17 protein-coding genes are annotated in these 24647 nt (G+C 44.7%); 8 read left to right on the top strand and 9 right to left on the bottom strand.

Annotated elements, in window-relative coordinates; all coding sequences use genetic code 11:
- Positions 1-2 precede the first annotated feature (2 nt).
- From OCU36_RS18235 to OCU36_RS18210, 6 genes are all read left to right on the top strand, one after another.
- Positions 3-2234 carry an ATP-binding response regulator gene (locus tag OCU36_RS18235; RefSeq protein ID WP_261839919.1) on the top strand — a complete coding sequence of 744 codons (2232 nt, stop codon included), beginning with the start codon at positions 3-5 and terminating at the stop codon, positions 2232-2234.
- Complete coding sequence (locus OCU36_RS18230) at positions 2209-3633, top strand: TolC family protein (RefSeq protein ID WP_261839918.1); 1425 nt, start codon at positions 2209-2211, stop codon at positions 3631-3633. The genes OCU36_RS18235 and OCU36_RS18230 overlap by 26 nt, the downstream gene beginning before the upstream one ends.
- Complete coding sequence (locus tag OCU36_RS18225; RefSeq protein ID WP_261839917.1) at positions 3623-5209, top strand: ABC transporter transmembrane domain-containing protein; 1587 nt, start codon at positions 3623-3625, stop codon at positions 5207-5209. Before OCU36_RS18230 ends, OCU36_RS18225 begins: the two co-directional genes overlap by 11 nt.
- Positions 5206-7344: an ATP-binding cassette domain-containing protein gene (locus OCU36_RS18220; protein ID WP_261839916.1), complete on the top strand. Its 2139-nt coding sequence runs from the start codon at positions 5206-5208 to the stop codon at positions 7342-7344. Before OCU36_RS18225 ends, OCU36_RS18220 begins: the two co-directional genes overlap by 4 nt.
- Before the next feature lie 107 nt (positions 7345-7451).
- On the top strand, positions 7452-7838 hold the full coding sequence (locus OCU36_RS18215; RefSeq protein ID WP_261839915.1) for a hypothetical protein: 387 nt from the start codon (positions 7452-7454) through the stop codon (positions 7836-7838).
- A 201-nt stretch (positions 7839-8039) separates the two neighbouring features.
- A complete protein-coding gene (locus OCU36_RS18210) occupies positions 8040-11243 on the top strand; it encodes a response regulator (RefSeq protein ID WP_261839914.1) in 3204 nt (1067 codons plus the stop codon).
- Between the two features lie 253 nt (positions 11244-11496).
- Here OCU36_RS18210 and OCU36_RS18205 read toward each other — a convergent pair whose 3' ends face one another.
- Together OCU36_RS18205 and OCU36_RS18200 are read right to left on the bottom strand one after the other, a co-directional pair.
- Positions 11497-12555: a tetratricopeptide repeat protein gene (locus OCU36_RS18205; RefSeq protein WP_261839913.1), complete on the bottom strand. Its 1059-nt coding sequence runs from the start codon at positions 12553-12555 to the stop codon at positions 11497-11499.
- 117 nt (positions 12556-12672) lie between these two features.
- Entirely contained in the window at positions 12673-13980 is a 1308-nt protein-coding gene (locus OCU36_RS18200) for an anaerobic sulfatase maturase (protein WP_261839912.1), read from the bottom strand.
- Between the two features lie 137 nt (positions 13981-14117).
- Here OCU36_RS18200 and OCU36_RS18195 point away from each other — a divergent pair, with 137 nt between their 5' ends.
- Together OCU36_RS18195 and OCU36_RS18190 are read left to right on the top strand one after the other, a co-directional pair.
- On the top strand, positions 14118-14906 hold the full coding sequence (locus tag OCU36_RS18195) for a formylglycine-generating enzyme family protein (protein ID WP_261840744.1): 789 nt from the start codon (positions 14118-14120) through the stop codon (positions 14904-14906).
- 146 nt (positions 14907-15052) lie between these two features.
- Positions 15053-16735, top strand: coding sequence for an alkaline phosphatase family protein (locus OCU36_RS18190; protein WP_261839911.1), 1683 nt, complete (start codon positions 15053-15055; stop codon positions 16733-16735).
- A 233-nt stretch (positions 16736-16968) separates the two neighbouring features.
- On the opposite strand, the gene OCU36_RS18185 is transcribed toward OCU36_RS18190, so the two are convergent.
- The 7 genes from OCU36_RS18185 to OCU36_RS18155 form a co-directional block, all read right to left on the bottom strand.
- Entirely contained in the window at positions 16969-17880 is a 912-nt protein-coding gene (locus OCU36_RS18185) for a LysR family transcriptional regulator (RefSeq protein WP_261839910.1), read from the bottom strand.
- 78 nt (positions 17881-17958) lie between these two features.
- Positions 17959-19341, bottom strand: a complete 1383-nt coding sequence (locus OCU36_RS18180) for a BatD family protein (RefSeq protein ID WP_261839909.1) — start codon at positions 19339-19341, stop codon at positions 17959-17961.
- Entirely contained in the window at positions 19338-21056 is a 1719-nt protein-coding gene (locus OCU36_RS18175; RefSeq protein ID WP_261839908.1) for a vWA domain-containing protein, read from the bottom strand. The genes OCU36_RS18180 and OCU36_RS18175 overlap by 4 nt, the downstream gene beginning before the upstream one ends.
- Positions 21049-22128: a vWA domain-containing protein gene (locus OCU36_RS18170; protein ID WP_261839907.1), complete on the bottom strand. Its 1080-nt coding sequence runs from the start codon at positions 22126-22128 to the stop codon at positions 21049-21051. Before OCU36_RS18170 ends, OCU36_RS18175 begins: the two co-directional genes overlap by 8 nt.
- Positions 22121-22681 carry a DUF4381 domain-containing protein gene (locus OCU36_RS18165; protein WP_261839906.1) on the bottom strand — a complete coding sequence of 187 codons (561 nt, stop codon included), beginning with the start codon at positions 22679-22681 and terminating at the stop codon, positions 22121-22123. Before OCU36_RS18165 ends, OCU36_RS18170 begins: the two co-directional genes overlap by 8 nt.
- Positions 22682-23644, bottom strand: a complete 963-nt coding sequence (locus OCU36_RS18160) for a DUF58 domain-containing protein (RefSeq protein ID WP_261839905.1) — start codon at positions 23642-23644, stop codon at positions 22682-22684.
- Positions 23645-23656: 12 nt separating this feature from the next.
- Complete coding sequence (locus OCU36_RS18155) at positions 23657-24640, bottom strand: AAA family ATPase (RefSeq protein WP_261839904.1); 984 nt, start codon at positions 24638-24640, stop codon at positions 23657-23659.
- Between the last annotated feature and the right edge of the window lie 7 nt (positions 24641-24647).

Here is a 24647-nt window from a genome sequence, read left to right as displayed (position 1 = left end):
CAATGAGCGGAAAACCTTCGTACCATATTTCCGTACCCGCTCTACGCTTAAGCATACTATTTAGCGTGGTATTGGCAGCGCTCGCTTTCTATTTATACTTTTCTTGGTCAAAAGTAGACTCCGTTGCACAAGTGCAAAGCGCCCCACTGCTCATACAAGCCCAAAAGCTTAATCAGACCATCGAACAAGATATTCAAACTCTACAACAGTGCTTAAGTACCAACACTTGCGGTACTAACGAATTCAACCTGGTTAACTTGAAACGTGAAATTGATGAATTTCGCTCTTTAGCCTCTTTGAACAAAACCGAGTTCAGCTTAGTTGGGGCAACTGAATACACACAACTGGAATTAGCGATAAATCGTTTCTCCGATAGCCCAAAAACACGTAACGACGTATTAGGCTTGTACCTTTCATTGACCAATAACTATCTGCAGATGGACGACAACTATCGCACCATGTTTAGCAACCATGCGAATGACTTAATGTCAGAGAAAAACGAGTTCTTTATCTGGTTGTTTATGGTGGTCGTAATATTGGCTGTGATTACGATTTTATCCAACTCAGTCGCTATGTTGAAACTGAAGAAATCCAGCTCTAACGAACGCGAAATCGACGATGAATTCGATGCTCTGTATCAAGAGCTGAAGCAACTCGATTTACAACGGCTTGAAGAGCTTCTTAACGAAGTGAGCATCAATCCAAAGCAACGCCAGATCTACTCTCACTTGAAGTTAATCTTCGGTAAATTGGAAGACCAAAAACGCAATAACGATCTCTACAAACAACTGTATGCATTAATCGGTTATGAGATTCGCGGAATCACCAATACCATCAACGGTGGTGTCCAATATCTGATTCAAGAAACCGATGAAAACGGCGTATTGATGGCGAAGGATATTACCTCGGCATGTAGTACTTTATCTGAGTTAGCAGAAAACTATAATCGTCTGATTTCACAGGGCACAGAAAGTAAATCAAGCGAATTTTCACTACTCAACGTACTGTCGGAATTAATGGTTCATATCAGCGCTAAAATTCAGCGAAATGAAGGCGAACTGGACTGCTTTATCTCTGACAACTTACCCAATCGCGTAGAAGGCCAATCCACCAGCTTATTCTGGATATTGTTCCTGCAGCTTTCCAATGCTATTCAACTCAAATCAAATAAGAAACTGTTTGTGACGATTGAATCGGGTGCGGCGTCAGACATGGAAAATACCCGTGTCACCATCAACCTCAACTTCTTATCAACGCTGGATGTCTCTGTTGCCAAGCTCAATAAACTCCATTGGAGCGCACACAAAGACCATACGACCAGCACCGATGACTTAGCAAAAAGCGTTCTGAAAGATTACGGATATTACGAGAGTCACTGGTTCCAGTCAGGGGCTCAGGAACGTTTTCAGATTGAGCTTGATCTTAAAGCTAAGAACTTCCACACAGAGAAGACTCGCTTCGATGGCAAGCGTTTACTGCTGTGCGCCAATACTCAAATCCGTATCGACGTGATGAAGAAGATGCTCAGCAATTTGGGGCTGGACATCACCGAGATTCGCACTGCAAATGAGCTTTTCTCAGCGGCGAAAACATTCGGTGATTACGACGCGATTATGCTGACCGATACCTTTGAACCCAACAAGCTGCCTTCGTTGAGTAAAACAGTGAAATCCCAACTAAAAAATCATCCCAACACCAAATTGCTACTGTCAGTGACCAGCACTCAGCAAGCACAAGAGTGTCATAGCTTCGTCGACAAGATCATCAACGCCCCTGCTATCCCTTACGAGTTTATTCCTAATTTGCTCACCATTATGGAAGCGGAAGCATCAGAAGAGCAGATGGAGAACAGCTCATTCCTTATCGTAGAGGATGACCGAGTTCAGCAGATCTTACTGAAACGAATTCTGACCAAGCAAGAGTATGAACCAGACACCGTTGGCGATGGTGCCGATGCCGTGAAGCACTTCATGAATAAACGTTCTGACATCATCTTCATGGATTGCATCATGCCGGGTATGGGCGGCATCGAAGCCACAAAACGCATTCGCCAATTCGAACAAGAAAACGAGAAGAACCCTTGCACCATCATAGGTGCAACCGCATTGACCAGCAGTAACGAACACCAGGCTTGTATTGAAGCCGGAATGGATTACGTGATCAGCAAACCTTATAAAAGCGACCAAATCATCAAGGTGATCAACAAGTATGTGGCGGTACAGAAACTTAACTAGCAGCATACTAGCTGCACTCGCATTCAGCACAACACCTTCAGCATCGGCGACGACCCTGCTAGAGGCGGTAGAGCTCGGCCTGCAAAACAGCCTGTCTCTTCGTGCCAGTGATAAAGGCGTGGAAGAAAACGAGTACAACATTGGTATCAGTCGCTCTAAATTTCTGCCGTCACTCAATGGTGCAGCCGATACCACATGGAATGAGAATGAAACCTTGCTATCTAGCGTGCCCGATGAAACCTCTAGCTATAACTCAAACAGCTACAGTCTTTCGTTATCCCAATCCATATTCAATCTGGGTGACATTTTCAAATATGGGACAGCAAAGCTCGACTTCAATATCGAAGAAATTAAACACGAGAACAAAATCCAAAGCACCATTTCGGAAATCGGGTCTCAATACTTTGAGTATTTGAAGAACAACGCCCAAATTAAAGCGACCAGGGTTGAACTCAAATCGTCTGAAACGCGTGAACATCAAATGCGACGCAATGTAGAGCTAGGTAACACCGCCGCCAGTGAATTGTACGAAGTCATTGCTCAGAAAGAAGGCGTGTCGAACCGATTAAGAACCTTGCAGAAAGATCGACGTGTCATTCTCAACGGGCTGTCGATCCAAATTCAATACCCTATAACTCCGTCGCAAGACATATACGAAAGCGTGCCTTTAAAAGAGATAAATGAGACAGAGCAGCGCTCAATTATGGATCAAGCATTAAAGCTCAATAACGACTTATTAGTAGCAAAGAAAAACGTAGAAAGAAGCCGTAGAGGCTTAAAAGAGAGCGGTTCAAACTTCTTACCAACTGTATCGCTTTCAGCCAGCTATCGACATGATGACGCCAATAACTACGATAAAACCGACATTACAGCGACAGGTGAAAGTAACTCAACCAGCGTGGGCTTAAACCTCGCTGTGCCTATTTTATCTGGTGGTTCTGATTATTATAAATATCAAAAATCGTCGACAGCAATTGAGCGAACTGAGCTGCTTTATCAAGACTCGCTGTACACCACACGTAACAATGTGAACACTGCAATCCTCAACATTAACGACTTTTCTCAGTCTATCAGCAGTTACGAAAACATCATTCGCGCCAACTACGCCTCTTATAAAGGGATCCAAAGAGCCTACCAATTAGGCACGCGTACCATCACCGACTTGCTAGCAGCGGAAAGTAAACTGTTCAGCGCTTTGAGAGACTACGAAAGCGCACGTTACGACTACATCATCGAAACCATCAAACTTGAGCAAATAAAGGGGGCCCTCTCGGTACAATCTATAGAGAGTATCATGCAATTGATGAGTGATATTGAGGGGCGAGACAGTCAAGATTTGGTGCCTAAACACCTTCTCTCAACGGAGTCATTGAAGAAAGGAGATCGTAATGCAAACTGAACAGTTTTCGCAAAAGATCAATATAGCCGATAAGTGTTATCTGACTTTCTCAACGATAATTTCGACCCTGTTTGGCTTGGTACTGCCCTTCTCTATTCTGATCATTTTTGACCGAGTGTTACCTAACCAAGCACAAGATACTCTGTACTTATTGTTCGCAATTATCTTGATTTCTATCTTCCTCGACTACCACTTAAAAAATCAGGAAGAGAAGATCTCCTCAGTCATCATGAGGCAGTTTGAGACCAACTTAACCAATAAAGTATTTCAATCCATCTGTTTGGCTGAGATCTCTAAATTCCGCCGTTTAGAACCGGGCGAATACCTAGAACGAATCTCAACCATTCCTGAACTCAAGACCTTCTTTGGCGGGGAATCCGTTCGAGCACTCATCAACTTTGCTGTTAGCGTCATCACCATACTTATTATTGGATTAATCAACTTATGGGCTGGCATTACTATTTTACTCGCCTCCATCATCCTCGCTATTTTTGCTTGGCACATTTCTAAACAGAAAATTGGTAGCCTTAAAAGCAAATCCGATATCGAAGGTTTAACAACATCAAAAATCATTGAGATCATCTCTAGCCCACTGGATATCAAATCCAGGAATATGGAATATCGCGTCGAAAGTTTAATGACACAGATGGTCGAAGAGCGTGAAGTTGAAAACATCAAATATGAGCAAATCGAATCGAACTTCGGCTTAATATTATCACTCATCCAACAACTCTCCATTGCTTGCGTTGTTGTGGTTCTAGCAATCGCGGTGATTAACATGGAATCAAGCCAAGGCATCATGGCTGCAATTATCATGTTGACCAACCGTTACTTTGCGCCGTATCAGCAAGTGATGCGAACCGCGAGTCGTTGGGAATTAAATAAACTCCACATCCAACGCATAGCAGAATTATTGGAACTCGTTGCTTCTGTAGAACAGCAAGATGAGACAACCGAAGTTAAACGCATTTCGGTTAAGTATTCTGGCAAGCAGCGTATCGAATTCGAACTTGGGCAAACTTATTTACTCACGGGAAAAAGTGGCTCAGGTAAAACCCACCTCGCGAACTGTATTACTAGGCAGAGCAAAGACAGCAAACTGGATATCATGATTAACGATACCGCTCTCGATGACATTAACTACAACGTTTGGCGTAACAGTGTCTTGATGGTCGATAAAACCAGTTCGTTCGTCGAAGGCACCATTATCGATAACCTCACTTGCTTCCGACCAAGCTTGAATAACACGGCGTTTGCACTGTGTGAAACCATGAACATCAAAGCGCAAATTGATGGGCTTCCTGCCGGTTTTTATACAGAACTCAAAGGCCATATGCGTAACCCATTCTCACGCCAAGTTGGCTATGCCTTATTATTGGTTCGCGCCCTGCTCGCCAGTAAACGTGTATTGATATTTGATGACATCGATTGTGTCTTTGATGAGGAGTTTGCGCGCGTTGTTCTTACCAGTACCGCTTATCGTGCCAATGACAAAATCCTAATCATCGCCAGTAATAAGATGGACAAACTTAACCACCGCCTCAAACGCGTAAAACTTACCGGAGGTGACCAATGAGTATCCTAGTAGACTTCAATAATGTGCCACAACGTGTCTTGGATTTTGAATCTAGCGGATACGACGAACGTTATAGTCAATCGCCACTTATTCGTGGCTTGGCCTACACCCTGATAGCACTCGAATGGGAAGGCACACCCGCGATACTCAGCGATGCTTTTATTCCAAAACCTAAAGACGGCGACAGTTTTACTGCGACCATCGAGCGTCTTGGATATCGCTGTGATGTGACCAAACTAAAGACACTCGAGAATATCGATAAGTACCCTCACCCATGCTTTATTGAAATAGAGAATCTAAGTGCAATCTTCTTAGGTACTAACGATGGAAAGTTGCTGCTGTTTGATTACACGAACAACAACACCATTGAATATCCAATGTGTCAAAAACCCTGCTTGCTGATTTCTATTAGCGAGTACTCTCGTCTATTCCGCGAACCACCGCCGGAATCGCAAGACAGAAGCAATTGGATTAAATACGCTTTCTATCGCTATAACAATGAGCTAAAGAGCTTAATCATTCTGAGTTTCGTCATCAGTATTCTAGGTGCGTTGCAACCCTTCTTTATTATGAGTGTTTACAACTTCGCACTCACTTCGAGTTCTGAGGCGACACTGTATTGGTTAACTCTGTTTGCCATCATTGTCGGCTTCTCTGAATACTTCTTTAAGAAAATGCGCGTCAACATTATTGCGACCTCCGGTAAAGATCTCGCCGTTCACATCTCGCAAGCCGTGATATCTAAGCTACTGTGGCTACCCTATGCGATGACATCCACTGCCGGGGTCTCTTCCCAGTTGGCCCGTTTGAACGATATCGACACCTTCCGGCGCTTAGTCACCGCAGAATCCACCCTCAGCTATTTTGATATGCCGTTTGTGATCGTATTTATCATCGCCATTGCTCTGATGTCTGGTACAGCGGCGTTGGTGGTAATGGGTGGCTTAATACTGATGTTAGTGTTCTGTATTTACTCACGCTATAGCTATTCACAAGCCACATCCAAAAGCTCGCGCGCCAATGCGATGGTCTCGTATCAATGGAACGAAATCCTTCGTGGCATCAAAACTATCCAAGGCCTACCTTTACTTCGTGTCGTTCAATCTCGATTCAGTGCATCACATATGCAAAGCACCAGCGATGCCGAGAATGTGGCTGTGACAAACAGTAAGATTCAAGCTGCTGGTGGCAGTCTAATTCAAGTGATTGGCACAGCCAGTATCGTCGCCGCGGTTATTGGCGTAATGGATGGTACTTCTGATGCGGGTGCCATGCTCGCGACTGTCATTCTGGTTTGGAAGGCACTAGGTCCTATCATGGGGATCTATAACTCCATTTCTAAGTACCAGTCGATTAAGGCTTCAGCAGCCCAAATCAACAATTTGATGTTGATGAATGATGACAAATTGACCTTAGAGAAAAGCCCACCGATTCGCCTATTCCAAGGCAGCATTGTAGGTAGTGGTGTCAGTCATCGATACGCAGGAGCCGCGACCGGTTTAACCAACCTTGGTTTCAAAATTCCTCCCTGTGCCAAAGTCGTCATTGGTGGCCCTACGGGATGTGGTAAAACCACCTTAATTTCAATCATTGCTGGTTTAGAAGAGCGCTATCAAGGTGCGGTGTCTGTCGATGGATACAACATTAAACAGTTCAATAGCTACCGTTATCGAACGTCAATTAACTACATCCCTTTTAATTTGCACATTTTCGAAGGCTCACTTAAGACCAACTTCATTCTACATAACGGGCTTATTCCAACAGACAAGATGCAAGAAATGATCAGCTTCTTCGAGTTAGATGAGTGGCTTCCGGATGGCTTAGCGACTCAGTTAAGCGTGGATAAATGCAAAAACCTTCCAAATGGAATTCAGCAAAAACTGCGTCTCGCGCTTGGCTTAGGTGACTGCGAGCAATCTCTGATTATCATTGATGAGCCGTTCAATGGTGTAGAGCAAGAAAACGCTCAATACTTTAACCGTCTGTTCTCCGATAAATTGTTGAATAAAACCGTGATTTTTTCGACGAGTGATGCTGGTTTGATCGCAACATCAAACATGAGTTTAGTGCTGGAGCCAGATGGCAATTTGAAATACTTTGGCTTAACAGACAAATACTTAAATAGTTTAAGCTAAAACCATAACGCTTAATCGCAATTCACTCTTTAACGAGAGAGATGTAATTGACAAATTCATAAGCGAGAGAGATTATTCATCCCGATACTCAGGTAACAAGGAAGAAAATGTACACATTCGTTGTCGACAAGCTGGATGTCGCTTACTCATCCGCAATCCCTGAAAAACATATATTTCAGGGCGGTGACGTGCCTGAAGAAGAAATCGAACTCCGAGAGATCGTTGAGGTATGGTACGAGTGTGCATTTCTACCCGCATTCAACCTCAAGAAAATAGACATCGCAAACAAAGCTGAGCTCACCGTTATCCAGAGACATGTTTTGGATACTGACACGATCACGCTCGCATTCCTGCTTACAAACAAAGCGTATCGAGCGGCTCTTAACCGAATGTTGGGCGTTTGGACATTGGAATCTTCTGCAAAAACAGTGTTAGAACAACTCCTATTTGGAGTAAACCAAGACAAAATTGGTTCAAAACAGCCTATCCAATAGGCCACATTTCAACACGGATAAAAGACAAACTGACCGAAGATAACTATCGGTGGTGTCAAAGCCACTATCTTTTAAGGTAAGTTTAGGAATCAAAAGAAATTACACCTACACCACACTTCCATTAAATTTACCGTCTCAAAGTTTCTATATTGCCATTTTTATTCTACTGTTTTTATATAAAACCGTTGAACGGAATCTTATATGGCATTCACAGTCTGGAATAACCTTTCAGTCAAACACAAGCTCTTTGGCTTAGTTTTACTCCCTATTTCACTACTCCTTTTTTTAGCGGGTAGGCAGGCTCATGTTTTAACGACTCAGTTAGCTGACTTTGAACGAACAAGTCAATTGGCTGAATACTTAGAAGATGTTTCGCTGTTATACAAAAGCACTTTAACACCTAACGCCGAAGAATTTGTTGAGCGAAGTGAACAGCTCAATGTGAATTTAAAAGCCCTCGCCCCTAATCTTTTTAAAGAGGGTGATCAAGAAGTTAATCAATTAATCGCAGACTTCAGTCAAGCCACATTGTTAATGATAAAAAGCACTGACAGTTATGACCAACTTAACGCCATTGAATGGCAAAGTCATTTATACCAGCAACTGTTACTCACAATCGAAAAAGTGCCTTTCGACGTCACCAAACGAGAGATTCAACAACACCTTGCTGCTTTACTGCAGATAGAGTGGCTGATGTTTTGGTCAAACGAAGAGTTTAAGTTAAGTTCATCTTTAGTTGATATCTACCAACAAAAGAATGAATACGATTTTGAACTGGCGGAGACCATCGAAGGCCTAAGTGCACGCCAACTCCTATTTTTAGAACGTTTCGTGGCTTTGAATACGAATGAACGCCAAGTCTCGTTAATGGTGGAAGTATTTAAAAACGATGTTTTTATTCAAAGCCAAGAAATTCGTCATGAACTTCATGATATTTCGGGCACACAACAGCTGACGCGTGAAGAAATATCCAGTGAGTTAAAGGCCATGAACACTCGCTTTAGCTTGTTACAAAATCTAGAAGATGTCATCAAACACGAGTTTAAAGTTGAGGTTGCTCAAGCCATCTCAAATGCTCAGATGCAAAGAACCCTGTTTATTACGATCGTTACGTTGCTAGCTGCAATCGTCATGGGGTTGGCGTTGAGCCTTGCAAGACAAGTGACCAATAACCTTGAATTAGTGCTTAATTTTTTAAAACATGAGAAAGGTGAACCACGCCCCTCTTTAAAGCAATTGGTTCAAGGTAAAGATGAACTCAGCCTGTTTGCCCAACAGGTTGAACGATTGACCATAGAAAAAGACAATGCTCAAGAAAAACTAACCCAAGCAAAAGAAGATGCAGAGAAAGCCAAAGATGACGCTGAGCAAGCGAAAGATAATGCAATCCAAGCAAGCAAAGCCAAAAGCAGCTTCTTAGCCAACATGTCACATGAAATTCGTACTCCCTTGAATGGAGTCATCGGTATCTCGGAGATTTTGTCCGATACTCCTCTAACCCCCACACAACGCGATTACGTTGATACAATTGAAACCTCGTCTCAACTGCTACTGAGTTTAATCAACGATATCTTAGACTTCTCTAAAATTGAATCTGGCATGCTATTAATTAGCCCACACTCGGCGTCCATTAGAGAGTCAATATATGACATCGCATCCATTGTTGCGCCAAAAGCAAAAGAACAAAACATCTCACTTAACGTCGACATCAGTCCAGACACACCGGCACGAGTGATGATAGACGATCACCGTTTAAGACAAATCATAATGAATTTTATGTCGAACGCGGTCAAGTTTACTACAGAAGGTGGCGTGACATTATCGCTCCAAACGCTCAAAAAAGCAGAAAACAGTGTCACCATTCGGTTTGCTGTACGAGACACAGGTATTGGGATCGATTCACAGCAACAAAAACAGATATTTGAACCCTTTGCTCAAGAAGATAATTCAACGACACGCCAATTTGGTGGGACGGGGCTCGGCCTAGCTATCAGTACACAATTGGTTGAACTGATGGGGGGACAAATTCAACTCGACTCTGTTAAAGGTAAAGGGAGCTGTTTCTACTTCGACCTAGATTTACCCATTGATCTCGTCTTTCCTAAACCAAGTGTAGCGACCGGTAATATCTATATTCTGAGCAACGATAAGATGCTTTCACAACGAATAGAAAGTGAACTTAACCTTTATGGGTTAGAGGTGACTCACACCACCAATGATACTACGGCAATGACACAACAACTCGCCACTCAAAAATACTCAAAGCCAATCACCGTCGTTTTCGTGGAAGATGACGCATTCCTGGCGAGCGACTACGTAGATCACTTAGCTAAGCTGCATTTAAACGGCATCACTATCTGTTTGATACGATCATTCTTAAGTGAGCCAGCGGATCTTGGCGACTATGTTACAGCGCAAGTCGCGCACCCCTTGCTCGGCTTGCGTTTAATTAAAGCGATTGAGCTTTGTGATATACGAGGGTTAACAGAACTATCAAAGATAGGCCTGCAAACGAGAGAAATCCAAGATAAAATCCTCATCGTCGAAGACAACAAGATCAACCAGAAGATTGCTGGGCTCCATGTCGGTAAGAGTGGCTTTGAATTCGAGTTTGCGAATAATGGACAAGAAGCCATTGACATGTTCACCGCTAACCCGGATTACGCGGCGATACTTATGGATTGCATGATGCCCGTTATGGATGGCTTTGATGCAACAAGCAATATCCGACGAATTGAAAAAGAAACAGGGGCAACCCGTCGCGTCCCGATCATTGCATTGACCGCCAGTGTCATCGATGACGATATCCAGAAGTGTTTCGACGTGGGTATGGATGACTACGTACCAAAGCCATTCAAATTCGAGACGCTTAAAGAGAAAATTATCACCTCGGTCGAAGCAATGCCCCTCCCCGCGTTCCATAGTGCCCAACCTAAGAAACAACCCGCAACCGTCACTCCAATTCTCAACGTGGTAGCAGAAAAACCTATTTTGCTAGAGGAAACGGAACAAAAACCAACGCCACTCAAACCTGAGAAAATACTGCTAGTTGAAGATAATAGAGTGAACCAGAAAGTTGCTTCTATAATGCTAAAAAAGGCCGGTTATGCCTTTGAAATTGCAGACAATGGGCAGATTGCTGTAGACATGTACCTGAACGACAGTAGCTTCGATATCATTCTGATGGATTGTATGATGCCCGTTATGGACGGTTTCACAGCAACAAGAGAGATCAGAAAACACGAGAAAAACCAAGGCTTAAGTAAAACGCCTATTATCGCGTTAACGGCCAGTGTTATCGATGATGATATTCAAAAGTGCTTTGATTCAGGTATGGATGGGTATGTCGCGAAGCCTGTAAGTAAAGAGAAACTACTAAACCAAATAGAAAGCGTCGCTTGTTAACAAAGAACCTACAGATTGGAGCGAACCTCAATTGGAATACACCGACATTGGAGACGAATGTAAAAACATTGACACAAGAATGGATTGAATAAGGTTTCATCTTCAACGCTTCTCAATATTATTACGTAGGTCAAGCGTGCTAATCACTTAGTGAACTCAAAGTGACAACCGTACGTCAACTTCGTTGTCATTGAAAAAGTCAAAGCCACTCGAGTATATCGACTGGCTTGATTTACACTGGATCAACTTAAACTCACGAGTTTGAGCTGACTCGTTTCTCTTTCAACTGCTCGATAACATAATCTGGAGCCACTTTGCCCAGTTCGCTTAAACAATCATCGGTCTTGTCATTACCATAACGCACATAGATATCGCACACCGCGTATAACTGCTCTGGAGAACCCGAGATCAAATACGCGGTCTCGAACGATTTCGTCGACTTGTCGATATCCAACGCTTCTTGTAATACCCCATTTAGGTACCAATAATAGCTGTTATCTTTCGCTAGCTTCGCAGCCACTTCAATCTCTTTAGCTGCTGCGGTCTTGTCTTCAAGACGAACCAGAGTCAGCGATTTCGAATAGTGCAGAGCAGCATTGTTTGGTACATTCTCCAAACCACGATCTAATACTTCGACTGCTTGTTGATCTTTGTTCTGTGCACGAAAATTATCTGCGTAGCTCAACCAAACCTGTGCTTCTTTTGGGTAAGTCTTGATCAACTCTAGATAAACCGTCTCCGCCTTATCCCAGTCATTGTGCCAACGGAGCACATCAGCAAACAGTAATTGATACTTTTCGGACTTTTGCGTTTCCAAGAAGTGAATCAACTCTGTAACTGGTGGTTCAATTTGTGCTTTCTGGTCGTTATCTAATGCATTGAAATCACGAATTAAATTGGATGTCGCCGTGTGGCGAACCATAGAATCTGTATCGCTCAGCAAAGGCGAAACTAACGCCCAACGGTGCTCAAGTTGGTAAGGTTCAGAACCGATAATCGCCGCCTCACGAACTTCAGGGTTTTGATCTTTTAAGCCTCTTGCCACCGCCACCAGCGCATTTTGGCTTGGGTATGAAGCAAGCGCTTGCAGTGCACTAGTACGATTTTCAACGGATTGATTCTGATCTTGTGCCATGTAAGACAACTGTTGAATGCGGGTTTGAGTGTCCGTCACTTCAAGCACTTGATTGATATTTTGTGCTGGCGCGTCAACCATTTTTTGAACGCTATTCGCTGCCAGCGCAGACGTTGAAATCAATGCGGACGTTGAAACCAATAAAGCAACCGCTGTCGCTAAACTCTTCTTCATCATAGTATTACCTTAAGTTGGAGAACTTAGCCCGTCCCTAGACTCATATCTGATTAAATTTCGTTAGGATCGATAACTCTAAACCTAGAACTTGACTTAAAACTTTGTCTCAAACGTCGTTTATTTTGCCAGTTCTGCTCGACGCGCCATCATCACAGAATCACTGTACTTACCATGAGCAACGGGGTGTCTCATCGCACGCGCGATATACGCCATCGATTTATCAACATGAGAAAAGAACTTGTGCCAGCCCGCGCATAAATAGTTCAATCCCGGCTCACCTGCACGAGTTTTGATAAAGCGGTTTTTAGGGCATTCACCATGACAAGCAAACTTGTAGTCACATTGCTGACACTGACTGGTCAGTGTGCGTGATTTAGCAAAGCCAAACTTTTGCTGTGGTGCGCTGTACGCCAAATCATCAAGTTTCTCGTGATGAATATTGCCAATTTTGTACTCAGGGTAAACATAGTGATCGCATGAGAATACGTCGCCATTTGGCTCCATTGCCAAGCCCTTTCCGCATATCTCATTTAAGGTACACAGTGGGTTCGGGCGACCAATCCATGTTTCTACGCTCGCTTCAAAATACTGAACAAACACCTTACCGATGTCGTTCTTCGCCCACTCATCAAATACAGAAATAAGGAAATTACCCCAAGCCAAATCCGACACACACCACGATTCCATGATCGAATCTTTATGCCCGGGGATCAGACGTTTGTCGCCTTGTTTGAGCTGCTCGCTCACTTGGGATGTTTGTGGTGCAACCGTTCGGAACGTTTTCTGTTCTACGATAGGAATAAACTGCATTTGTGGAGACTTCACCACGTCACGTAAGAAGCGATACACTTCTAAGGCGTTTTGACTGGTCAGGTTATTCACACAGGTTAGCGTTGCGAATTTAACTTGGTGTTTGTGCAACAGCTCGACAGCAGCCATCACTTGTTTGAATGTGCCACGACCCGCGCGGTTAGTACGGTAAGCGTTGTGCAGCATTTCAGGGCCATCAATACTCAAGCCGATCAGGAAGTTATTCTTCGCAAGAAACTCCGCCCAATCGTCATTTAACAATGTGCCGTTAGTTTGTAAGTCATTTGAAATCAATACACCTTCAGGTTGGTACTTTTTCTGGAGCTCAACCACGCGTTCAAAATACGCTAAACCGAGCATAGTCGGCTCACCACCCTGCCATGAGAAGATGATTTCAGGGGTATTTTGACCTTCAATGTATTGTCGGATGTAGCTTTCTAACGTCTCATCATCCATTCGAGGAGAGCGGCCTTTCTGGTACTCCAACAAATCTTGCTTACTTAGGTAGTAACAATATTTACAGTCAATGTTGCACGCTGCGCCAATCGGCTTAGCCATGACATGTAAGCGCTTAGATGCTTTACCGTTATATTGTGGACCTTGAGTAATGTGCATGATTTATCTACCTATCTTAATGTCTTGTTCTCATCATAATTCCCAATTACGTCGGTGGCATGTTATACCCTTTATAACCAACAGGAATGACCTTAAACGTTAGTATTAGAGCCTATTTCGAACGTCTGAGGCACATGATGAACTTTTTCAATTACAAACAATTAGCGACGATCAGCAGCGTCACCATGACTCTTTTCCTAAGCGGCTGTACGAGCGTGCCTACCCACCCTATCGCCCAACAAATTGACCAACAAATGGTGCTAGTTGAAGGTGGTACATTCACCATGGGTTCGAACGATCCTGAAGCAAGCAAAGCAGAACGACCAGCGCGAGATATAACTGTAGATAGTTTCTACATGGCGAAGTTTGAAGTGACTCAAGAATTGTTCGAGTCGGTAATGGGTTCATCTCTCAGTTATTTCCAAAACCCACAAATTCCGGTCAATAACTTAAGTTGGCAACAGGCAAACTACTTCGTTGAACAATTGAACGAACTTACGGGTGAAGAATACCGTTTACCAACTGAAGCTGAGTGGGAATTTGCAGCGAAAGGTGGCAACAAGAGCAAGGGCTATACTTACAGTGGTTCCAATAACTTAGATGATGTTGCGTGGTACTCAGCAAATTCTAAAAATCGCGCCCATCCCGTCGGGCTAAAGAAACCAAATGAACTAGGCTTATATGATATGACCGGAAACGTGGGTGAGTTTGTGATTGATGCCTTCGATGACACTTTCTACCGATTCGGTCCAACAGACAACCCTAACAACGCAAAACACAGCGACGTCGGTTTATCACACAAATCGGTTCGCGGTGGCAGCTTTGCTTATGACGAAAATGAATCTGAAAGTTACCGTCGTGATTTTGCAAGCCAATCGATCACCATGTCGGACATGGGCTTACGTTTAGTGAAGGATACGAACTAGCGAAAGATGTGCACGAGTTAAAGGTGCCAAAAGTTACGGCTCACTAAAGCCTCACCACAAGACTAAAAATACGATTCGCACTGTACACACGTTAGAAATCTGGCCAAACATTAGAACTCAGCGGCAACAGTGAATAAGGAAACTCTATGCAATACACCAAGCTTTCAGGACTAACCCTCGCGTTACTCTGTGCTCTCCCAGCTTCGGCTACAGAAAAGCCAAATCTCATCCTTCAAATCACGGTAGATGGCCTGCGCGCAGACCTAATCGAACGGTATAAGCACAACTTCGGTGAAGGTGGTTTCCGGTACTTAATGGAAGACGGTACTTACTACACCAACGCGAACTACCAACATGGCAACACAGAAACGATTGTGGGCCATGTATCGCTTGCAACAGGCGCTCCACCCAGCGTACACGGCATGGTAGGCAATGTTTGGTATGACCGTAGCGAAGAACGTTTGGTGTATAACGTAGAAGACGCTAATTACCAAATGCTGACCTCTGGTGCGGGTGTCGACAAAGCAACAGAGATCGACCCAACGCAGAAGACAGCACAAGGCGATGGCCGCTCTCCGGAGCCAATACTCTCCACCACGTTTGGTGATGAGCTGACGATTTCCAATAGTGGCAAATCAAAAGTGTTCGGCGTATCTGTGAAAGACCGCGGTGCAATCTCATTGGCGGGACACAGTGGTAAAGCCTTCTGGTTCTCCAAAGCACAATCTGAATTTGTCACCAGTAACTATTATTACGACCAGTACCCAGATTGGGTATCACGCTGGAACGAGAAAGCGATTGCTGCTCAGTATTCCAAACAGAAGTGGGCGCTCTCATTACCGCGTGAGAAATACACATTGCAAGAACACGATACCGAACACAAAGTGAAACTCGGTGATTTCCAACGCACCTTCCCTCATCCATACGGCCCGGCAAGTTACAAGTACTACAGCACCACCCTAACCGTCAGCCCTGCTGGTGACGAGATCACGGAAAACTTCGCTAGCACCTTGTTGATGCAAGAGAAGCTTGGCCAAGGCGACGTGACCGACTATCTGTCTGTGAGTTTCTCATCAAACGACTACGTGGTGCACCTTTACGGCCCAGAAAGCCTAGAAACAGAAGACAACCTTATCCGACTTGATAAGACTCTCGCTAAGCTTTTCAAAACCGTGGATAACCAAGTTGGGCTAAAAAACACATTAATTGTGCTGTCTGCCGATCATGGTGTGCCTGAATCTTCACCTGCGGCAAATGCGCTTGGTTTCAATCAAGCCCAATACTTCAATAAAGACACACTACTCTCGAGTGGTGTTGAGAAACGATTGAAGGATGAATTTGGTCTAAGCAAAGACGCAATTCGTTTGTATGCGCAACCTTATATCTATCTGAATCATGATCTCATTGCTGAGAAGAAGCTAGATCTGGCTAAGGTACAAGAAGCCATTGCTGATGAAATTGCAAAAGTGAAAGGCGTTGCATTTGCTGTATCAAGCAGTGATATCGCAGCCAACCGAGTACCGGATACGCATGTGATGCAGCTCATCAAAAACAACTATCACCCTGCTCGTTCTGGCGACGTGTATGTAGTCTTTGCACCGCGCAGCTACATTAACGACATGGAAGGCCTACAAATTGCTTCAACTCATGGCTCACCTTGGAAATATGACACACATGTACCGGTTATTTTCGCTGGCTATGATGTGGACGCTAAGAAGGTTTCTCGTCCAATTACGCCATATGACATTGCGCCAACACTGTCGAACAAACTGGGTATCACCCAACCAAGCGGGTCAATTGGAGAAGTGCTGCAAGAAATCGTCGAGTAATCGAAACGACTGACGTTTGCCATTCAACGTTTTAAACCCTGTTCGACACACAAGAGCCGTTTTATCAAAACAGATTGATTCTAGAGCGATAAACGGCTCTTGTTGCCATTAGCTTTTCAGCTATCAAAGCGTATCGCTTTCATCTGTAATTTTAGTTCAAGATACCAACTATCGTCAGGTACTCCCCGATAGATATTCGTTAATAAATCGGTCTCCCGTCCCCAAAAGAACACTTAACTTACCTTTGAGATAGCTTTTGCTGCTGCTTTGATTTTAGCGCGCAGCCATTGATGACTTGTCTCGTTAGTGCGGCTTGGGTGCCAGATCATACACATATCGAGTTCTTCCAGTTCGAATGGTAATGGCAATGTTTTTACCGCGTACTTTTCAGCAAAACAACGCACCGATGAAATAGGCATAACACCAATCGCATCCGAACCCTCAATAACTGGAAGCATCTCAACAACGCCCGCAGCGCGATACACGATTCTGCGTTTCTCCAACTCACTAAAATGGTCAGAACTTAATAAGCTTTTACGTGCATGCCAACGCGCAACCACTACATGTTCATGCGCTAAGAATTGTGCCATATCAATAGTGTCACCAATTGTCGGATGATCATGCCGACAAACAACCACAAGCTCTTCGGCAGATAGCACTTCATGCTTGAGTGTGGTTCGTCCTCTTGGCGTCATGTCAATGATCACATCGTGCCTTTGCAGCCTTAAGTCTGACTCAAAATCTTCTGTAAACAGAGGGTGAACTTCTAACGCGATGTTAGGTGCAACTTGGCTGATCAACTGCATCGCTCTTGGCATAATTTCATAGCTTGCTGCGGAAACACAAGCAACAGAAAAAATACGATTTGATGTTTTAGGATCAAAATCGCGTGATGCAGACAGTGTTGATGTAAAGTTTTTCAAAGCCGCAGACATAGCTGGATAAATATCAATAGCAAAAGTGGTTGGCGCTACGCCTGACGTGGTTCGGTGAAACAGTGGCTCATCATAGATATCTCGCAAGCGTGCAAGCGCCTTACTCACAGCCGGTTGGCTTATATCCATGCGATTAGCAGCCCTAGATAAGTTCTGCTCTTCATAGATAGCGACAAATATCGGAATTAAATTTAGCTCAGTACTTTTCATACAGTTCCATATTAAAGACGCAGGTTTCCTATAGTAAAGAACCTGCCGATTATGTTCGATACGGATGACTAAAGTTTGCTACTTAGTTCTATCTTTTAAGTCTGGCAAGGCTTTAGGAATTTTCAAACGGGCAAAAATTGAGTGTGATTTGCTCTGGCTTGATTTGTCGTTGGATACCTTACCTAAACCTTTCCATAAACGAGTGAATACGTTGTTATCTTCACGTCCTTGTTGAAGGGCTTCGCTATCTTCTAGCCAACGCTTTTGTTCGTTCGCTTTACCCAGTTGCTCTTTACTTAGCTGCGCTTTATTCAGTTCCAACTGAGTGGTTTCGCTTCGCAATTGACGGTAGATAAAGGTTCTTAATGCAGGCCAATTTCCTTGCTTGAGTAAACGACGCAGTACCAACCAACTTGGTGTTGGACGATTTGTATAATAGCGTTTAACAGCGACAATCAACGCAATGCAGGCTAACAACGTAAAACCAACCATAATAAACACCGACATGTAGGCCTTGATGAAAGATTGGAGCGTGTGTTTTGCTTCAAACACCTCACCCTTTATGACAACACTTTCAAGGCGTTGATTTTTGCTGTCCCACCACTGAAATGAAAACTCTGGGAGCGTAAACTCGCCACCTTGTTGAATTACATAAACCGTTTCTTCAACTCGACTAGAACGGTAATCACCACGTTCTTGTGTATCATCCAAACGGTTGGGCTGTGGGTAAGCTTGGAACTGTTGAGTGGACTCGTTGGTTAGCACATCTGGCAACAACACAGACAAGCTGTCTTTGGCTTTGATCGTCACGGTACGAGTAACCGCATCGCCAACTTTCAAGCTTTCATTCGAACGTTGCCATTCCTGTTCAACATCCACATCGGTTGCAGAAAACCAAGGCGATTCATCACTTAACAAACCTGAAGGTAATGAAGCTTCAAACTTAATGGGTTGCGTGTAAAGCGTACCACCCACGTTTGAACCACCAGGAGCAGAAACTTGGATACGAACGGGTATGGTTGGAATAACAAACTCACCAGAAATCATCGGATAGAGTGTCACTTCCCAACGCTGACGTGACCATGTCGTGCCATTGACTCGTTCCGTGTAGTTTGTCGCGAGTTGGTTGCGCTGCTTAGCAATCACGTTAGGGATTTCGATACTGCCGATTCGAGTCCCTCCTGTTAACCAGCGCGGCGTCGCCACCTCAATGTTCAGAATCACCTGCTCATTTACGCTGACTTTGGTCGGCGTTATCTTGTCGCCTGACTCGGGTTTCTCACCAATCCAAGCGATAAGCTCCACATCACCACTTTTTTGCAGATCGAAGATATCGGCAGCAGAAGCAACAGCAGGAAAAAACCAACTCAACATCAGAGTCATCGACAGCAACCATGTACGAGCTGTGAATCGCACTCCCTTTGATTGAATCGCTTCAAGAGCTAAATCGTATCGACTCATTGTGCTTGCTCCTGTTTTGATGCCTGTTTCGGTGTCTGTTCTATCGAAGGTGCAGGGTCTCTTAATTGAATTTGAAATTTCGACTTCAAGAAGAACTTAGGGTCAGCTTCGACGCGTTTTAACCACTTGTCGGCAAGCTCTTGGCTGCCCAAGATTTCATTGGCGTTCAGCGTTTCCTTGAGCATCAATTCCGCTACCGTTTCTTCTTCAGCGCCATCACCCGTTCGCGGCTGATCGTCTTCGAGTTCTAAAGACTCTTCAGGGCCATCTGTGGTCCCAGATTGGCTTTCGCTGGTTCGGTTAACCTCTTCGACAATCCCACTAAGCACAGCAAGATTGTTCTCCACATCCGTTCTTAGTTCTGGTGACAGATCCTCTTTCTCGCTTAATGATTTCAAAAGGTCTCGCGCGGCAAGGTATTCACGCTGCCTGGCTAACGCGCTCGCCGCGTTGTACAAACCAAGGTCAGTTTTGGTTTGCAGGAATGCACTGTGAGCGAGCTTAAAATCACGAGCATAGTAATAAGCCGCGCCCTTTCGCATTGGGTCAGTAAAATGTTTGGCCGCTTGAAGGTATTCCTTCTGGTTCAACAAACGTTGACCTTGTTGGTCTGGCGTTAACCATAAATCCCACCACCATTGAGCGGTCTTATCCCAAGCGGTAAGCGACTCCACCACAACGGGTTTCTCAGCAGTTAAGTTGACTGTTTTCGCCAAAGTGCTTGGTGAATAAATGCTGCCCGAAATCACTAAACCAACGACACACCACTGCACCAGCCACCCTTTTCTGAACCACAACAACATGATGATCGCCATTGGAATAAGCAGGCCATAGCCCATATCTTTCCATGGCATAGAAGATTCACCGTTAAGTTGCATGTTTCTTTCGACCGCTTGATTCAGTTGTTGAATATCCGAATCGTCAACGGTCACCTCAATCACTCGACCACCGGTCTTGTTTGCTAAATTGCGCAATGAATCGAGGTCGACTGGGTTATCGCTCACCACATCGCGATTTCCGGCAGCCAAAATAAGCAACTGATATGGGTTTTCGTTGAAAAAGGTTTCAAAAGCTCGCGTCGTACTTGGATTCACACCATCTGATACCAACAACACTGACGAACCTAACTCACCAGACAGTTGCTGATTTATGAGTGGCAGCGCTTCTTCTGCTGATTTACCTGAAACCGGCATGATGTCGGGTGTGATAGCCGCAAGAAACGGTTCAAACACCTTGCTGTCTTGAGTGACGGGCATCGCGACGTGTGCACTACCGGCATAAACCACCAAGCCAGTATTACCGCCTTTTCGAGCTGCCAATAAGTCTCTAATTTTCTGCTTAGATCGTTCCAAGCGACTTGGAGGCAAATCCTTAGCGAGCATAGATTCACTATTATCGAGCACAACCAACATCGACGCTTTATCTTCACCAAATGGCGATGCTTCACGTTGCCATGTTGGGCCAGAACAGATAATGATGGCGATAGTCACAATCACCACCAATAGCTTCAACGGCAGTTGCTTGCGCCAGCCTGTTTCGCCAATCGTCAATGCATCACGTAAATGTGCCGGTAGAATGTCTTTCCACGTTGGTTTTGTCTCTGCTCTCCAACGAACCCATAACAGGAAAAACATTGGGATAAAGGCCAACAACCACAATGGTCGGATAAAATGAAACTGGGTAAAAAACTGTTGTATCGTGAGAGAGTCAGGCATCACTCTCTCCTTTCAAATTCTTAGCCGAAGAAGCGAGCAGCGATCTTCGACGTATCGTTGCTAAGCTGAACGCGGTCAAATACATCACAACAACAATCGCCATTAAGTAATGGTGCAGTCCCTGTTTAGGACGATAAGTGGTACTTTCATATAACTGTGGTTCTAGTTCACCGATCTGAGCGTAGGCTTTAGTCAATTCATCGCGGTTAAGTGCTTCAAAGGCTTCGCCACCAGACTCTTGAGCCACACGCTTGATGGTTTCCATATCCAGAGCAACCTCTCCAACGGTTTGCGGGTCGCCCATCGCAATCACGTGAATTCGAACGCCTTTCGCCTTGGCGACTTTTGCGGCATCGATAGGCTCAACAAAACTTCCTGTATCATTACCGTCGGTTAATACGATCACGACTTTCTCTTTTTCATTGGTATCGACGTTTGAATCTTGAACGGCAGCACTTTGCTTTTCACTCTGTGCAAACACCTTGATCGCCAAGCCGATTGCATCGCCCAAGTGGGTACTTTGCCCTGCCATCGCCACATCGGTTTGATTAAGCAGTTCAAGCCATACATTTTGGTCCGCGGTAAAAGGCGTTTGCACAAACGCGGCATCACCAAACAAGATCAAACCGAGTCGGTCTCCTTTTCTGGTTTTCACAAAATCGGCTAACACCTCTTTGGTCGCCTCTAAGCGAGAGGTTTTATCGCCTTGCTTAGAGGTGAAATCTTGCTCCGCCATTGAGCCAGACAAATCGACCACTACCATCACATCACGACCCAATTGTTCGCGAACCTGTGGCTCACCAAGAATGGTTGGTTTCGCTAACGCGCACACGACCAATACCCAGGTAATAATGAGCGTAGTTCGTTGCCACCAGCTTGGTGTTAACTGGCTTGCCCCTTCAGACGGCGCTTCGCCAATCGCTTCAACCAATTCTCGAAAAAATGGCACCTTAATCGCCATTTGCTTAGTTCGATAAGCTGGCACGGCAAAGTAGACCAACAACGGCAGAGGCAGCGCGATAAACCATAGCGGGTGCGCAAATTCAAAGCTGGCAGATAAAACATCAAACATTGTCTTGCCCCTCAGCCATTACCTGTACATTCGGTTTTGTTTGTACATCGGGTTTATGCAGCTTTAACCACATCATCGCGGTTTGAATCACTTCTAAACGCTGTTCAAAGCTCAAACGCACATTAGGGTCAATTAGGCTCTGCATCCATAATTCCGAAACTTCATCGGCAAAGAACGCATTGCTGTTTTCACTGGTGTTAGCGCTAACAGGCAGGTAAGCGTTCAAACGGTTCACATAAGCCTGACCAAACAACTTGGCATTGCTGCTGTCTAGGTAGCGAAGCACCACTTTGAGGACTTTAAAGGTTCGTTCGGTTGAGTTTTTGTCTCTTGCATCCAATACCATGAGCTCTTGAAGCGCTTCTTTACGATAACGGTTATTCCACCATCTCTGCGCAAAACGATAAGCCAGATAGATAGCGACCAATAACAGAATAACGCCGAGGATCTTCCAACCCATAGTTTGCGGCATCCAGCTCACGCTCTCGGGAATGGCGACATCGTGCAGATCGCGAAGAATATAAGTACTTGGAGGCGTATGTTCAACGGCCATCTAGCGCCCTCCCACCAGCTTTTGAAGCTGCGATATGTGATTGCCTGACGTGTCTAATTCGATATAAGGAAGGTTTTTCATCGCCATCAATTGAGCAAGCGACTGCTTCTGGAGTGCCGCTTTTTGAGCAAGGCTTTCACTTGCGAGGTTAACCTTAGATTGGCTATCCAGATTAAGTTGAAAGCGACCATCACCCACCACCCAGTTTGCGCTTGCCAGATCTTGAGGCAATGATTGTTCTAATGGATCGGTGACCATAATGGCTAAGATGTCGTTGTGTTGTTGCAGTTGTTTTAGTCGGTCAAGGTGTTGCTCTTGGCAATCTCGCCAGTCACTAATAAAAATTAAGGTCGACTGCTTGAGTCTCATTCGCTTTATCAGTTCAATCCACTGGCTAAACCCAACTCCCTCGCTGTCACTCACACTCACGTCTAAGCTTTGATTAGCCTTGGTAAGATGCTTTAACTGAGCCAATAAGTCAGATTGAGAACGCTGCGCTTTAGTATGAAAGAGCTTTTGATGTGAAGCTAAAACAAAGCCAACACGGTCACCGTCTTTCAGCACTCGCCATCCACATAATGCAGCGACTTCCGCCGCCACAACAGATTTCATGGTGTTTTGAGAAGCAAAGAACATCGAACTGCGCTGATCGACACAGATAATCACATTACGGTCTTTCTCTTCGGTATAGCTGCGAACATGAGGTTTACCTGTTCGCATCGTGACTTTCCAATCGAGGTTGCGAATGTCATCACCCAATTGGTAGTGACGTAACTCCTCGAAATTCAAGCCTCGACCACGGAACAATGAATTGTGTCTCCCCGACAGAACGCTGCCCGCCTTTAGGTGAGGCAGTAGAGAAAACGACTCAGCTTGAGCGTGAATTCGCACTAACCTTGAGTAATCACAATACAGTCGAGGATCAAGGCCTTGCGATTTGGGAGCTTGTGTTGGCTTCGCCATGACGCCCCCTAGTTATCCGATCTCAACATTATCGAGCAGTTCTTCAACCACTCTTTGATGGTCAATGCCATCGGCCAATGCGTCGTAAGACAACGAGAATCGGTGGCCCAATACGGTTGGCAACATGGCACGCACATCGTCCAACGTGACGTGGTCACGCCCTTGCAGCCATGCATAAGCGCGAGCACATTTATCCAATGCGATGGAAGCACGCGGGCTTGAGCCAATCTCAATCCATTTTGATAGATTGGATTCTGGATAACGTTCAGGTTTTCGTGTCGCCATGACCAAGGCCACAATGTAGTTCTCAACTAAATCGGAAACCGCAATATCTGGAAGTTGGCGGCGAGCCTCAAGCACCAACTCAGGTTGAATATGTTGTGGTGTGACTAATTCCGAACTGGTTTCGCTACCCAACTCTTCACTGCGGACCAATCGAATGATGTCGCGTTCAGCTTGATCTTCTGGATAGTCAACCGTCACTTTCATAATGAAACGGTCCATTTGTGCTTCAGGCAGTGGATACGTACCTTCTTGTTCAACTGGGTTTTGAGTGGCCAACACCATAAACAGATCTGGCAAGATGTGAGTTTGACCACCTACCGTAATCGTCCCTTCCGCCATCGCTTCAAGCAGAGCAGCCTGTACTTTAGCAGGCGCACGGTTCACTTCATCGGCTAATACAATGCTGTTAAAAATAGGACCCGGTTGGAAATGCAGTTGAGGCTTGCCATCAAGCTCCTGATACACCTCCGTGCCCGTCACATCAGATGGCAGCAGGTCTGGCGTAAACTGAATTCGACCAAAACTGGTGTTCAATAGATTCGCCAGCGATTTTACTGAGCGAGTTTTCGCTGTACCGGGAAGTCCCTCTAAAAGCACGTGCCCATTAGTCAATAACCCTATCACCAGAGCCCGAACGACGTGGCTCTGACCGATAACACTTTTCTCTGTTTGTTCAATCAGTTGGTTTATTGCTTGTTGCGCATGGTTCATAGGTCTT

Source organism: Vibrio artabrorum (assembly GCF_024347295.1).
Lineage (GTDB): Bacteria > Pseudomonadota > Gammaproteobacteria > Enterobacterales > Vibrionaceae > Vibrio > Vibrio artabrorum.
Note: the sequence above shows the minus strand (reverse complement) of the source record. Positions and strands in the feature narration are given on the sequence as shown.

Coding starts and splice junctions, on each gene's coding strand:
- OCU36_RS18175 (WP_261839908.1), bottom strand. CDS start 21,056: ATGCCTGACTCTCTCACGATACAACAGTTTTTTACCCAGTTTCATTTT.
- OCU36_RS18165 (WP_261839906.1), bottom strand. CDS start 22,681: ATGGCCGTTGAACATACGCCTCCAAGTACTTATATTCTTCGCGATCTG.
- OCU36_RS18235 (WP_261839919.1), top strand. CDS start 3: ATGAGCGGAAAACCTTCGTACCATATTTCCGTACCCGCTCTACGCTTA.
- OCU36_RS18215 (WP_261839915.1), top strand. CDS start 7,452: ATGTACACATTCGTTGTCGACAAGCTGGATGTCGCTTACTCATCCGCA.
- OCU36_RS18185 (WP_261839910.1), bottom strand. CDS start 17,880: ATGAAAAGTACTGAGCTAAATTTAATTCCGATATTTGTCGCTATCTAT.
- OCU36_RS18180 (WP_261839909.1), bottom strand. CDS start 19,341: ATGAGTCGATACGATTTAGCTCTTGAAGCGATTCAATCAAAGGGAGTG.
- OCU36_RS18230 (WP_261839918.1), top strand. CDS start 2,209: ATGTGGCGGTACAGAAACTTAACTAGCAGCATACTAGCTGCACTCGCA.
- OCU36_RS18205 (WP_261839913.1), bottom strand. CDS start 12,555: ATGATGAAGAAGAGTTTAGCGACAGCGGTTGCTTTATTGGTTTCAACG.
- OCU36_RS18225 (WP_261839917.1), top strand. CDS start 3,623: ATGCAAACTGAACAGTTTTCGCAAAAGATCAATATAGCCGATAAGTGT.
- OCU36_RS18200 (WP_261839912.1), bottom strand. CDS start 13,980: ATGCACATTACTCAAGGTCCACAATATAACGGTAAAGCATCTAAGCGC.
- OCU36_RS18155 (WP_261839904.1), bottom strand. CDS start 24,640: ATGAACCATGCGCAACAAGCAATAAACCAACTGATTGAACAAACAGAG.
- OCU36_RS18220 (WP_261839916.1), top strand. CDS start 5,206: ATGAGTATCCTAGTAGACTTCAATAATGTGCCACAACGTGTCTTGGAT.
- OCU36_RS18195 (WP_261840744.1), top strand. CDS start 14,118: ATGAACTTTTTCAATTACAAACAATTAGCGACGATCAGCAGCGTCACC.
- OCU36_RS18190 (WP_261839911.1), top strand. CDS start 15,053: ATGCAATACACCAAGCTTTCAGGACTAACCCTCGCGTTACTCTGTGCT.
- OCU36_RS18170 (WP_261839907.1), bottom strand. CDS start 22,128: ATGTTTGATGTTTTATCTGCCAGCTTTGAATTTGCGCACCCGCTATGG.
- OCU36_RS18160 (WP_261839905.1), bottom strand. CDS start 23,644: ATGGCGAAGCCAACACAAGCTCCCAAATCGCAAGGCCTTGATCCTCGA.
- OCU36_RS18210 (WP_261839914.1), top strand. CDS start 8,040: ATGGCATTCACAGTCTGGAATAACCTTTCAGTCAAACACAAGCTCTTT.